The 12,487-nt window shown below is 71.8% G+C and carries 13 protein-coding genes; 2 read left to right on the forward strand and 11 right to left on the reverse strand.

What is annotated here, in order from left to right:
* Nucleotides 1–14 precede the first annotated feature (14 nt).
* The 7 genes from JIG36_RS42035 to JIG36_RS42065 all read right to left on the reverse strand — a co-directional run bounded on the left by JIG36_RS42035 (nucleotide 15) and on the right by JIG36_RS42065 (nucleotide 6,979).
* A complete protein-coding gene (locus tag JIG36_RS42035; protein ID WP_203382421.1) occupies nucleotides 15–824 on the reverse strand; it encodes a hypothetical protein in 810 nt (269 codons plus the stop codon).
* Nucleotides 825–1,002: 178 nt separating this feature from the next.
* The gene (locus JIG36_RS42040; protein ID WP_203382423.1) at nucleotides 1,003–1,629 is read right to left on the reverse strand and encodes a carbonic anhydrase; all 627 of its coding nucleotides are present in this window, start codon (nucleotides 1,627–1,629) and stop codon (nucleotides 1,003–1,005) included.
* 18 nt (nucleotides 1,630–1,647) lie between these two features.
* On the reverse strand, nucleotides 1,648–3,201 hold the full coding sequence (locus JIG36_RS42045) for a GAF domain-containing protein (RefSeq protein WP_203382425.1): 1,554 nt from the start codon (nucleotides 3,199–3,201) through the stop codon (nucleotides 1,648–1,650).
* A 163-nt stretch (nucleotides 3,202–3,364) separates the two neighbouring features.
* Nucleotides 3,365–4,396 carry a S1 family peptidase gene (locus tag JIG36_RS42050; RefSeq protein ID WP_307873132.1) on the reverse strand — a complete coding sequence of 344 codons (1,032 nt, stop codon included), beginning with the start codon at nucleotides 4,394–4,396 and terminating at the stop codon, nucleotides 3,365–3,367.
* A 162-nt stretch (nucleotides 4,397–4,558) separates the two neighbouring features.
* Complete coding sequence (locus tag JIG36_RS42055) at nucleotides 4,559–5,827, reverse strand: FAD/NAD(P)-binding protein (RefSeq protein WP_203382427.1); 1,269 nt, start codon at nucleotides 5,825–5,827, stop codon at nucleotides 4,559–4,561.
* The gene (locus JIG36_RS42060; protein WP_203382429.1) at nucleotides 5,824–6,324 is read right to left on the reverse strand and encodes a winged helix-turn-helix domain-containing protein; all 501 of its coding nucleotides are present in this window, start codon (nucleotides 6,322–6,324) and stop codon (nucleotides 5,824–5,826) included. Before JIG36_RS42060 ends, JIG36_RS42055 begins: the two co-directional genes overlap by 4 nt.
* Nucleotides 6,325–6,379: 55 nt before the next feature.
* Nucleotides 6,380–6,979 (reverse strand): molybdopterin dinucleotide binding domain-containing protein, encoded by a 600-nt coding sequence (locus JIG36_RS42065; protein WP_307873133.1) that lies wholly within the window; start codon nucleotides 6,977–6,979, stop codon nucleotides 6,380–6,382.
* On the opposite strand from JIG36_RS42065, the gene JIG36_RS42070 reads away from it, so the two are divergent.
* Nucleotides 6,902–7,384, forward strand: coding sequence for an NADPH-dependent FMN reductase (locus JIG36_RS42070; protein ID WP_203382433.1), 483 nt, complete (start codon nucleotides 6,902–6,904; stop codon nucleotides 7,382–7,384). The two genes, JIG36_RS42065 and JIG36_RS42070, sit on opposite strands and share 78 nt — an antisense overlap.
* A 149-nt stretch (nucleotides 7,385–7,533) precedes the next feature.
* Here the strand turns inward: JIG36_RS42070 and JIG36_RS42075 are convergent, their stop codons facing one another.
* Entirely contained in the window at nucleotides 7,534–9,180 is a 1,647-nt protein-coding gene (locus JIG36_RS42075) for a S8 family serine peptidase (protein ID WP_203382435.1), read from the reverse strand.
* 115 nt (nucleotides 9,181–9,295) lie between these two features.
* Between JIG36_RS42075 and JIG36_RS42080 the strand changes: the two genes are divergently transcribed.
* Nucleotides 9,296–9,418, forward strand: a complete 123-nt coding sequence (locus JIG36_RS42080) for a ribosomal protein bL36 (protein WP_203382437.1) — start codon at nucleotides 9,296–9,298, stop codon at nucleotides 9,416–9,418.
* A 197-nt stretch (nucleotides 9,419–9,615) separates the two neighbouring features.
* Here the strand turns inward: JIG36_RS42080 and JIG36_RS42085 are convergent, their stop codons facing one another.
* The 3 genes from JIG36_RS42085 to JIG36_RS42095 are packed head-to-tail and all read right to left on the reverse strand — an operon-like array spanning nucleotide 9,616 to nucleotide 12,421.
* Nucleotides 9,616–10,248, reverse strand: coding sequence for a response regulator (locus JIG36_RS42085; protein ID WP_203382439.1), 633 nt, complete (start codon nucleotides 10,246–10,248; stop codon nucleotides 9,616–9,618).
* Entirely contained in the window at nucleotides 10,245–11,390 is a 1,146-nt protein-coding gene (locus JIG36_RS42090) for a sensor histidine kinase (protein ID WP_203382441.1), read from the reverse strand. Before JIG36_RS42090 ends, JIG36_RS42085 begins: the two co-directional genes overlap by 4 nt.
* 29 nt (nucleotides 11,391–11,419) lie before the next feature.
* A complete protein-coding gene (locus JIG36_RS42095) occupies nucleotides 11,420–12,421 on the reverse strand; it encodes a hypothetical protein (protein WP_236049274.1) in 1,002 nt (333 codons plus the stop codon).
* Nucleotides 12,422–12,487 lie beyond the last annotated feature (66 nt).

A 12,487-nucleotide genomic window follows, 5' to 3' on the forward strand; every position in this document is an offset into this window, starting at 1 on the left:
CCACCACCTCGCGTTCAGACATGCCCTGATTCTGGCGCGCCGAGCGACCCCGCGGGGTGGTCCATCGTGGATCTGTGGATAACTCCGCGGACGGTCTGACGGCCGTCGTAGCGCCAGTGGACAACTTCCACGGCCCCGGTCTCGACCGTGCCAAGATGGCTCCTCCGCCGGGCCGCGACGAAGTCGACGAGGGCCTGCGGATCGGCGAGAGGAGCAGCGAAATGCACCAGGGTGGAGTACCAGATGTCGCGCTCGGTGTCCGCCTCGTAGGCGCCGTCCGGGCCCAGTTCCTCGGCGAGCCGCGCCGCGAACATGTCGGCCACGCCGTCGAGCGGGCGCAGGCAGGCCATCACGCCGCCGGGCGTCAGCGTCAGCCCGGTGATCTCGAACCGCGCGGGCCCAGCCCCACTGTCGACCGGCCCGAACCCGCCACCGCTGAACTCCGACCGGTGTCGCGCTCGATCGGCGTCGGGGACGGGCCGCAGGTCGGGCCGGCCCATTCTCGCGGCCCGATCCACGGCCTCGCGATACCGGGCAGCTGCCGGGTCGTCGTCGGGCACGGAGATTCGGTGCGGTTCCAGAGACCGTACGGTGATGTGCAGTGCCGCCTCGTTGCCGGTCGGCCAGTGCCCCTCGCCGGCCACGGCCAGAGCCTGCCGGGTGACCTCGCCCAGCCGCCGCACCGCGTCGTCGTCCGGCCGCAGCACCACCGACAGCCCCCAACGCTCGTCGCCGTCGGCCGGCGGGGTGTTGCGGCCGTGGCGTCCGGCCAGCACAGCCGCGCGCCCCGCTTCGAAGAGCTGATCAAACTTGTCGCCGTACATGGGAGGCCACGCTAGACGCCTAGCGCCAGCAATGTCCGGGCGAACCGGGCCGCGGCGGCTCGCGGGGTCACAACGAAAGCCGGCCCGGCCCTCGGGAAGAGGGCCGGGCCGGATACTGCTGGGGGTGAACCGCTCCGGTCCTGGTGAAGGGGACCGGTCCGGATCTGTTGTGGAGCTGTCAGGCGGCCGCGGCGGCCAGGCGGGCCGGGGTGCGGACCTCGGCGACCTCGCCGGTGCTCAGGCAGTACTGGGCGGCGACCGTCTGGAGCTTGCCGCCACGGACGGCCCGGTCGATCAGCGAGGAACGCTCCCGCAGCAGGTCCACCGTATAGAGCGAGTGCGCCGCGCCGACCTCGGAGGGCGTCGTCGCCCCGTCGAGGCGGGCCCGCAGAACGTTGGGCGCGATCCGCTCGGCGATGTCGCGGACGTAGCCGGACGGCACCTGGGCGTTGTCGACGACACCGGCCGCCGCGGCGACGGCGCCGCAACCCTCGTGGCCGAGCACGACGATCAGGGACACTCCGAGCATCCCGACCGCGTACTCCACCGAGCCGAGCACCGCCGCGTCGACCACGTGGCCCGCCGTACGCACCACGAAGAGGTCACCGAGGCCCTGGTCGAACAGGATCTCGGCCGGCACCCGGGAGTCCGCGCAGCCGACCACGAGAGCAAAAGGCTCCTGCGACTGGCTGAGGGCGGCGCGGCGGGCGGCGCCGCGGTCACCGGCGGCCGTGCTGCGCTCTTCGAGCCAACGGCGGTTGCCGTCGAGCAGTCGGTCCCAAGCGGTGTTCTGGTCCGTGAACATATCTCGTCAGCTCCGAAGTCAGTTGAGGATGGCGCCGGTCGTAGCGACCTGCTCGGTCAGGACTCCACTGATGAGTCGCTGGGTCTGGTTGATCTCCTCCACCGCGGTGTGGATCTCGGCCAGTGAGGCGGTCACCGCGTCGACGCGGGCCTGGATGGCGTTGACCTTGGTGCTGACCTCGTCGGTGGCCCGCTCGGTCTCGGTCGACAGCTCCTTGACCTCGCCGGCGACGACCGCGAAGCCCTTGCCCGACTCACCGGCGCGGGCGGCCTCGATGGTCGCGTTGAGCGCGAGCAGCTTGGTCTGGGCGGCGATGGACTGAATGCTCTGCACCACCGCGTTGATCTCGGCGCTGGCCTGGCCGAGCGCGGCCACCTGCTGGTTGGCCTCGACGGTCAGCTTCTCGCCCTGGGCGGCCACGGTCGCGGCCGACGTGACGTTGCGCTCCACCTCGGCGATCGAGTCGAGCAGTTCACGGCCGGCGCTGTGCAGCTGCTCGGTCGAGGCGAAGCGCTCCAGCGCCTGCCCGACGAGGAACGCCGTGTTGCGCAGCGCGCTCTCGCGACCCGGATACATGATCAGCGTACGGGTGGCGAAGAAGTCCATCGTGCCGATGATCTTGCCGCCGACGCGGATCGGGAGGCAGACGCCGGACTTGACGCCGGCGGCCTGGGCGGCCGGGCGGCGCACACAGTCGGTCAGTTCGCCCAGGTCCTCGACGAAGACGAGGTCGCCGCGGGCCCAGGCCCGGCCCGAGAGGCCGACACCCTTGGCGAACGAGGCCGACATCGTGACCCGGCGGAACTCGGCGCCGGCGTCGCCCGACTCGAGGGCGAACCGCAGCACGTCGTCCTTCTCGTCGAGCTGCCAGAACGAGCCGTACTGCCAGTCGAAGTCCTTGCGGATGATCTCGAGCGCGGACCGCAGGGCGGAGTCGCGGCTCGTGGTCTGGGTCAGCTCGCGGATGACCTCGGAGACCGCGTCGACGTCCTGCGCGGCCTTCTCCTGGCGGACGCCCTCGTGCAGGCGGGCCAGCGCACCCGAGACGAGCTGGCCGACGGCCCGCAGCACGGAGAGCCGGGCGTCGGAGAGGTGCAGCTCCTCGGTGGCGAAGAAGTCCATCGTGCCGACGACCTTGTCGTCCTCGATGAGCGGGAAGCAGACACCACTGTGCACACCGGAGCGGGCCGCGATCGGGGCGCGCACACAGTCGGTGACGTCCGCGATGTTGGTGACGAAGACCAGGTCCCGGCTGCGCCAGGCGCGGCCCGAGAGGCCCACACCCTCGGCGAACGAGGCCTCGAGGGTCACCCGGCGGAAGTCCTCGTTGACGCTGCCGCTCTCCTGGGCGAACCGCAGCACCTTGGCCGGGACGTCGAGCTGCCAGTAGGAGCCGTAGGCCCAGCCGAGCAGGTTGCGCACCATCTCGAGCGCGTCACCGATCGCCTGCTGCGGAGAGCTCGCACCCTCCATGGCACGCATGATGGCGGTGACCGCCTGAACGTCGGCGCGAGCCTCTGCGAGCTCGGCCTCGGCCTTCTCGGCCGACGCGCGCTTGCCGGAACGAAGCACCACAACTCCCCCAAGGTCGAGAGTGGCGCGGCGCCACTCAGGTGACCGCAAGATCGGCGGTGGGGGAGGCCACTTGAAGAGTCGGAAATTGCCGTTCGGTTGCCAAGAAGGAGCCCCGCCGTCACCGGCGGGGCTCCTCGAGAAACGGGGGAAGAACAGCAGGTCAGAAGACGCTGACGCCGTAGACGCTCAGGGCCTCGGTGACCGGCTGGAAGTACGTCGTGCCGCCGGAGGTGCAGTTGCCGCTACCGCCGGAGGTCAGGCCCAGGGCCGTCGTGCCGGAGTAGAGCGGTCCGCCGCTGTCGCCCGGCTGGGCGCAGACGGTGGTGCGGATCAGGCCCGAGACGGAACCTTCGGCGTAGTTCACGGTGCTGTTGAGGGCGGTGACCCGGCCCGAGTGGATGCCGGTGGTGGAGCCGCGACGGGTGACCGTGGCGCCGACGGCCGGGGTGCCGGCCGAGGTGATCTCCTGGGAGCCGACCGTGCCGCTCTTGGTGATCGAGGTGTTGGTGTAGCGCACGATGCCGTAGTCGTTGCCCGGGAAGCTCGTGCCGGCGCGGGTGCCCAGCGTGGCCGACCCGTTGGTCCAGGTCGAGCCGATGTTGGTGCAGTGGCCCGCGGTGAGGAAGTAGTAGGTGCTGCCCGAGCGCACGTTGAAGCCGAGCGAGCAGCGGCCGCCACCGGCGTAGATGGCGTCGCCACCGCTGATGTTGGTGCTCAGCGTGCCCGAGGTGCGCTCGATGCGGGCGTTGTCGCCCAGCTTGGCCACGGTGGCCTCGACCTCGGCCAGCTTGGCGCCGGTGATCGTGCTGTCGACCTCGACGACGACCTGGTTGCTCACCGGGTCGACGGCGAACGCGGTGCCCGGGGTCTTCAGCGTGGCCTTGAGGGCGTTGTCCGCCGCGGCCAGCTGGGCGCCGCTGCGGCTGACGAAGCGCGGGGTCGCACCGGCGGCCTTGACCGACTTGGCGGTGGCGGCGTCGGTCACGTTGACGACGACCTTGCCGGCCGAGTCGATGAACGACCCGGCGGCGTCGGCCCCGAACTGGGCGTCGAGCCGGGTGGCCAGGGTGGAGGGGGCGAACGAGGGGTCTCCGGCAACGGCCGCCGAGGCGGGTGAGGCGGCAAGTCCGGTGCCGACGAGCATGCAGGCGGCCAGGCCGACGATCGGCCGGCGCAGCTTCCGGTTGAGCACGGGGTTCCTCCCAGGGGGTGGGGGGTACGCCGGAACCGGCGCACCACTTGCCCTCGGAGTATTGAGAGTTCTCGATCCCTATTCAAGACTCGGAAATTGTTGCCACAAGCTGTTCACAACCATCCTGAGCTGCACAAACACCACCACATACCGCGAATCGTATTACTCAACCGGGATGGAGAGGTTATGTGCCTGGGCCCGGATCTCGGGCACGGCCGTCGTCTCCCACTTCGCGCCGCGGCGCAGCGGCCCGATCAGCCACCGGTCACGCTGAACCCGCCCGTCGGCGCCGACCAGACGCCCGTACGGATCGATGTCGAGCCCCAGGCCGTGCGGGCCGACCCGGGCCTGGCCGGCGTCGAGCAGGCTGCGGACGAACGAGCCGGCGGCCCCCGGCAGACGACCCGGGCCGGCGCAGTTCACGACCGCGCCGAACCACTGCACGCCCGCCTCGAGCTCGACCAGCAGACCACCGGCGGGCGGCGCGCTGATCGAGCGGACACCACCGGCCCGCACCTCGAGCCGGCCCTCCTCGCGCAACGTGGCCACCCGGGCCCCGACCGTGGGGGCCATGCGGTGGCGGTGACACTCCCACGGGCGGGCCAGGTGACGCAGGAACGCCTCCTGCTCGTCGGGGGTGAACGCCGTCCACAGCTGGTCGAGGTAGGGGCGTAGGCCGTCGACGACCGCCCGCCAGTCCCCGGCCCGGGCCGCTTCGGCGCGCACCGCCCGTACGACGTCCCGCAGCGTTGTGCAGTCGTCGAGCACGGGCCCGACCGGGGACGCCGCCACCGCCGTGTGGGTCAGCGGCAACTGGCCCCGGCGGCTGACGGCGGTGATCGGCGCGTCCCGGTCGCGCTCGGCCGTGAGCGTCAGCGCCACGTCGATCGCGGTCAGCCCGGCCCCCACGAGCAGCACCGGCACATCGGACGGGATCGCCTCGAGCACACCCTTGGCCCACGGGTCGGCGATGTAGTCGGGGTGGTCGGGCCGGGCCGCCGGCTGGGCGGGCGCCGGGTTGCCGGTGGCGACCACGACCCGCGAAGCGCGCACCTCTCCCCCGTCGGCCAGCAGGACGCCCGTGGCCGACAGACCCGACGCACGCGAGCGGCGCACAACCAGCCGGTCACCAGCCGAGGACGAGATGTCCGAAAACACAGAACGCAGGTAACGGCCATATTCCGTACGGGAAAGGAAGTCGTCCGGAGAACACCCGGCCCAGCGCGCGAAATGCCCGGGATCGGACGGATCCGCGCTCATCGCCCCGGCCCGCGAGTTGAGCAGGTGCCACGGCCGGGCCGCCCCGTAGGCCAGACCCCCGCCCGGCTCGTCCGGCTCGATCAGCACCACCCGGTCGTCGGTGTTGCGCAGCAGCTCACGGGTGGCCAGCACGCCGGCACAGCCACCGCCCACGACGGCGACCGCGGTCACCGCTCGACCACCGTCACCGAGGCGTCGTCGGCCAGCCGGTAGCCGAGCCCGTAGACGGTCGTCACGACCTCGGGGTCGGCCAGCTTGGTGCGCAGGCGGCTCACGTGCACGTCGACCGTGCGGTTGGTCGTGTGCGTGTGCCCCCAGACCTGGGACAACAGCTGGCTGCGGCTGAACACCTGCCGCGGGTGGCGCGCGAGAAACAGCAGCAGGTCGTACTCGAGGCGGCTCAGTTCGAGCGGCTGACCGTCCCGGATCGCGGTCCGCGCCCCCGGGTCGAGTCTCAGCGCGGGACTCCCGCCGGGGTCGGCCAGGGTCACCTCGACCGCCGGTCCGGCGGCGTCCACCAGGTCGCGCAACGCGGCAACGACCCGGTCACGACCGGCGCCCTGGCCGGAGATGCTGATCGTCACGGTGACGGGTGACTCGTGGATGTCGGGGACGGGGCGGAGCCGGCGGCGTGGAACGGCGGGGTGGGCGACGGCGAGCGCGGACATGGTGTTCTCCCTCCGGTGGCGGCCGGATCAATATATCTCCTATCTGCGAGATAGGTTAAGACCCGATCGGCGGGTCGTAGGCCCGTACGGGTGGGAGCGGCCCGTCGAACCGGGTGATCTCGACCCGCGTGACCTGCCCGGTGCAGCCCTGAGCGAGCCGCGAGGTGCCGACGTCCGCGGTCAGCGCGTTGGGGTTGCCGTGCACACAGGTCGCCACCTCCGGCGCCGACGGATCCCACCATGCGCCGGTCGAGAGTTGCGCCACACCGGGCGCGCAGTCGTCGCTGAGCACCGCGCCGGCCAGCACGCGGCCGCGGTCGTTGTGCAGCCGCACGACGTCCCCGTCGGCGATCCCGCGGGCCGCCGCGTCGGCCGGGTTCATCCGCACCGGCTCACGACCCGACCTCTTCGCCGCCTGCGAGAACCCGCCCATGTCGAGCTGGGAGTGGCACCCCAGTGCGAGCTGGTGGTCCGCTGCTGTCCGGCCATCCCCCGAGCTTAAAGACCCCGCTATTGCCCCATATTCTCTAGGCGCACTAGGATTTAGCGGAAACCCCCGATCGCGCTCAGGAGAGTCATGACCCAGATCGTCGTCGTGTCCGGCAATCCCCGTCCCGGCTCCCGGACCTCGATCCTGGCCACCGCCGTCGGCCAGGCCCTGGCCGGCCCCGGGACACCCGAGATCATCGAGGTCGGGGCGCTCGGCGCCGGCCTGCTCACCCCGGGCGACGAGCCGACCGCGGCCGCCGTCGCCGCGCTCACCGGGGCCGACGTCCTGGTCGTGGCGACGCCGACCTACAAGGGCAGCTACACCGGGATCCTCAAGGTGCTGCTCGACCAGCTGCCCGCGCGGGCCCTGGCCGGCAAACGGGCCGTCCCGGTGGTGACCGCGGGGGTGGCACCCCAGGCGGCCGCGGCCGAGGCCCTGCTGCGTCAGCTGCTCACCGAACTCGGCGCCGACGTGGCCGAGGGGCTGCCGGTGGTCGAGGCCGACCTGCCCGGCTCAGCGGCGATCGCCGAGAAGTACGCGGCCGCGTTCAGCATTTCCACAGGTTCGTGACAGGGCCCTGATAGACGTCATCCGTACGGTGCGCGTGTCCGATCTTGGGCACCGCCCCGCCCCGGCTCGGACCGGAACAGACTCGTCCCGCTCGGTGGTGCCGTGCCCCCGGCCACCGAGCGGGACGAGCCTTTCTCAAGATCTGGCGCTCAGGCGACGTTGATCGACAGCGTGCGCGTGGTGCGGGTGCCCCAGCCGTCGGTGAACGCGACCGTGAAGGTGCCGGAGCCGGCCGACGGCCAGCCCTCGATCAGGCCGTTCGCGCCGAGTGACAGACCGTCCGGCAGAGCGCCGTCGACGACCGACCAGGTGCCGGTGCGACCGTCCGCGACCGCCAGGTTCTGCGAGTAGTACGTGCCGGCCGAGCCGTCCGGCAGCCAGCTCGTCGAGATCACCGGCGTCGTCTTGCGAACGGTCACGGTGAGCGTACGGGTGGCCGACCGCGGCACGTAGTCGGTGAACCGGACGGTGACGGTGGCGGTGCCCGGCGCGACCGGCTTGCCGGTGATCGCCCCGCTCGGCCACAGCGTCAGGCCCGAGGGCAGACGGCCCGAGGCGACACTCCAGGAGCCCCGGCGCGCGGCCTTCAGGGTGAGCTTGCCCGAGTACGCGGTCCCGGTGGTCACGGTCAGCGACGAGCTCGTGATGACCGGGGCGGCGGGCGGCGCCGGCACGAACAGCAGCCGGTTGGCCGACCCCTTGGGGTCCTTGATCTTGCTCGTGGTGGCGTTCTTGACCAGGTAGTTGCGGACCTGGGCCGGGGTCATGGTCGGCGCGGCGTCCAGGGCCAGGGCCGCGGCGCCGGCCACGTGCGGGGACGCCATCGAGGTGCCGCTGGCGATCGCCGTCATGTAGTCGCCGCTGTAGAAGTCGGACCGGATGTTGACGCCGGGAGCGAACAGGTCGAGGGCCGGGCCCCAGTTCGAGAACGAGGCGCGACGGTCGGACGCGTCGGTGGCGCCCACGGTGATCGCGGCGGCCAGGCTGGCCGGGCTCGTCTTGCCGGCGTTGACGTTCTCGTTGCCGGCCGCCACCACGTACGTGACGCCGGAGTTGATCGACCGCTGGACGGCCGCGTTGAGCGACGCGCTGTACGAGCCGCCCACGCTCATGTTGGCCACGGCCGGCTTCACGGCGTGCGCCGTCACCCAGTTGACGCCGCTGATCACCTGGGACAGCGAGCCCTCGCCCTTGCAGTTGAGCACCCGCACCGAGACCAGCTTGACCTGCTTGGCGACACCGAAGATCTGACCGCCGATGGTGCCGGCCACGTGCGTGCCGTGCCCGTTGCAGTCACCCGCGTTGGTGGTGCCCGAGAGCGCGTCGTAGCCGTAGCCGGCACGGCCACCGAAGTCGGCGTGCGAGATCCGGATGCCGGTGTCGATCACGTACGCGTGCACCGAGCTGCCGTCGTCGGTCGGCGTGAACGACTTCGAGCCCTTGACGGCCCGCTGGTCGATGCGGTCGAGGCCCCACGGCGGGCTCTTCTGGGTGCCCTGGATGGTGAGAATGCGGTCCTGCTCGACGTAGCGCACGTCCGGGTCGGCGGCCAGGCGGCGGGCCTGGGTCGCGCTCATGTCGGCGACGTACGTCGAACCGCCGTCGACCGACATCGCCGACGCGTCACCGGAGACCGGCTGGTTCAGCGTCACGATGTAGCGGCCCGCGATGGCGCCGGGCGCACCCGTGCCGAAGACGGTTCCTTCGGGCAGGGCGGCCTGGGCCGGGACGGCGGTTCCGGCGAGGACGACGGCGGCGGTGGCGGCGGCCGCGGAGGCAAGGGTGCGCATACGCATGGCCGCCTCATCGGCGTTCGCCCTGGTCAGGGTGAGGAAAAGACCCGGCTCGCACCACGGAAATACCGGCTCTGCCACGAGCGTTGAGCGAGACGGCTTCAAGGGAGGAACCATCATGAAGGTCCGGAACTCGCTGCGGTCACTGAAGAGCAAGCCCGGCAGCGTGGTCACCCGCCGTCGCGGCCGACAGGTCGTGATCAACCGGAAGAACCCGCGCTGGAACGGCCGTCAGGGCTGACATAGCACGATCGCGGGACGCCAGGGGCGAATCGCGATAACGTGGAAGAGACAAAGCCGGAGTCCCGCCGCCACGGGGCTCCGGCTTTTCACGTCCCCAGACTTCGCACGGCGGGCTTCTGCGCAGCGCAGCGCGGGCTTCCGCGCAGCACGGCGGGCTTCCGCAGGGCTCGGCGGGCCTCGACTGCGCGGCGGGGCTCAGCTCTGCGCGCGGTGGGCCACCAGGGCCAGCCGTACGCGGTTGGGGCTGCTGGTTTTGGTCATCAGGGCCGTGATGTGGGTCTTCACGGTGGTCACGCCGATGTGCAGCCGCTCCGCGATCTCGGTGTTGCTCAGCCCCTCGCCGACCAGATCGAGCACGTCACGCTCGCGCGCGGTCAACCCCTCGACCGGCCGCGGCCGCTCCGCCCCCACGCTCGTGGCGCGTCTCACCAACCGGCTCAGCACGTCACGGCTGAACGGGCTGTCCCCCGCCGCGGCCCGCCGGATGCCGTCGAGCAGCTCGGCCGGCGGCGCGTCCTTGAGCAGGAACCCGCAGGCGCCCGCGTTCAGCGCCGGGTAGAGGTGGTCGTCGTCGCCGAACGTGGTCAGCACCAGCACCCGGGTCGCCGGCCGCTCGGCCAGCACCCGGCTCGTGGCGCTGATCCCGTCGACCCCCGGCATCCGCAGGTCCATCACGATCACGTCGGGCGCGAGCCGGGCGGCCAGGCTGATCGCCTCGCGCCCGTTGCCGGCCTCGCCCACCACCTCGAGATCGGGTTCGGCGTCGCACAGCATCTTCAGCCCGGCCCGGATGAGCTGCTGATCGTCGACGAGCAGGACCCGGATCACGCGGCCACCCCCGGCAGCACCGTCGCGACGCGCCAGCCCGGCGGTTGCGGCCCCGCGCTCAGCTCGCCGCCCAGCACCTCGACGCGCTCCCGCATGCCGGTAAGCCCGTGGCCGCCGCCGGGTGGCTTCACGACCGGATCGGCGCCGCCGTCGTCGGACACCTCCCAGATCACGTCGCCCCCTTCGACGGCCACCCGCAGGCGCGCGTGGGCGGACGGGCCGGCGTGCTTGGCCACATTGGTCAGCGCTTCCTGAGTGAGGCGGAGCACGGCCAGACCGCGTACGGAATCAATTGTCCCCACCGCCTCGTCGACATCGGCCTCGACCGTCAGGCCCGCGCGGCGTGCCGTGTCGACCGCCGCGCCCAGGGCCGTGGGCAGCGTGCCCGGCTCGATCACCGTGACCGCCGCGTCGTCACCCGCGCCCTCGTCGCGCAGCACCGCCACCAGCCGCCGCAGGTCGGTGAGGGCGGCCGAGCCGGTGCTGTGCACGTCGTCGAGCACCTCGCCCACCCGCGGGTCGATGCCCGGGACGACGTGCCGGACCACGCCCACGCGCAGCACCATCGACGCCACGTGATGGGCCACCACGTCGTGCAGCTCGCGGGCGATGGCGGCGCGCTCGTCGGCCCGGGCGGCCCGGTTGGCCATGGCGGCCTGCTGCTCGGACTGGCGGCTCAGCTCACGCGACGTGCGCACGACCAGCCCCAGCAGCAGCGGCAGCCCGATCGGGATGACCAGGCTGAAGATGCCGTCCTTGATCCGTTCGCCGTCGGGGACGATGTCGAGCGCGATGTGAGCGGAGGCCAGCAGGGCCGCGCCGACCACGAAGACGCGGGGGCGGGCGGCCCAGACGACCAGCTCGCCCAGCGCCCAGCTGCTGCCGACCTGGTTGATCGTGGTGTCGTCGATGAGCAGGAACGCGACGGCCAGGAGGCCGCCCTGGACGGCCAGGTTGGCGATCGGGTGGCGGCCCAGCAGGGGCAGCGAGACGAAGGCGAGGACGGCCAGCACCCACTGCGTGACCGAGGTGACGTAGTGGCCGTCGGGGGTGAAGAGCAGATAGCTGACGCCGGTGAGGTCGAGCAGGAACAGGCGCGCCCACGTGTCGCGCCTGTCGAAGAGCCTGCCGAGCCAACCCATGGCGCTGAGCTTAGAAGGTTCGGGGCCGATCACTTCCGCGTTGTCCACAGGCTCGGAGTTATCCACAGGTCGCTCGCCTCGTCCGGCGCGGAGCCGCGATTTCCGTCAGAATGCTTGGCGGGGGAGCCCCCTGGGAGGGTGGGTTTTTGGTGACCCCAGTATGACTTGATCATGGCCAGGGCGGCCAGCGCGCTCACGACGATCAAGGCGGCCAGCGCGGTCAGGGTCAGGGCGTCCGGCCGCAGCAACGCCTGACCCCGCAGCGCCTGCCAGGTCAGGATCACGGTCAACCCGCCGTACGCGAAAGCCGCGACCACGACCAGCCGCGCGCGAGCCCGCACCCCCAGCCGGGTCAGCAGGATCGCCAGCAACGGCAACGCCTGCAGGCCGTGCAGGCCGATGAAGTGACCGATGCGCAGGTCGCCGCCGGTCGTGCTCCAGCCGACGAGGGGCAGGCCGGGCCCGCCGTCCGGCACCCCGACCGCGTGCGCGCCCGCGATGCCCTCGATGCCGGTGTCCTGCTGCATCGGCAGCACCATCGGGACTGCGGCCAGCATGCCGAGCAGCGAGAGCAGCAGGCCGGCGCGGATCGCGTACGCGGCCGTGCGGTCCGGGATCCGCTGCACGAGCGCCACCACGCCGATCACCAGGTGGGCGAGGAACAGCACCACGATCACGTTGCCCATGAGCGTCCAGAGCTGCTCGTCGAGCGGGGTGGCGTTGTTGTAGTGGCTGCGATGCCCGCGGGCGGCCTGGAACGTGATGATCGCGACCTCGGCCACCGAGGCGGCGACGATCACCGTGGCTGCCCACTCGGCGACCCGGCTGCGCCGCGGCAGCACGGCCAGCATCCAGGCCAGGGTGAGGCCGTACACGGTGAACGAGACCGAGAACTTGAACGGCTTGAGCCAGACCGGGGCGCCGACCAGCACGCGGTCGTCGGCGAAGACCCCGACGGCGGTGATCACGGTCAGCACGGCCATGGCCGCGGTCATCAGCAGCAGGGGCCGGTGCCATCTCTCGCTTCTCATGACCGCAGCCTCGCCGGGTCCGGGGCCTGGATCGTCCGCCCGCGGGTCCCGGTCGCGGCCGCCGGT

The sequence above is a fragment of the Paractinoplanes ovalisporus genome (genome assembly GCF_016834655.1).
GTDB lineage: Bacteria > Actinomycetota > Actinomycetes > Mycobacteriales > Micromonosporaceae > Actinoplanes > Actinoplanes ovalisporus.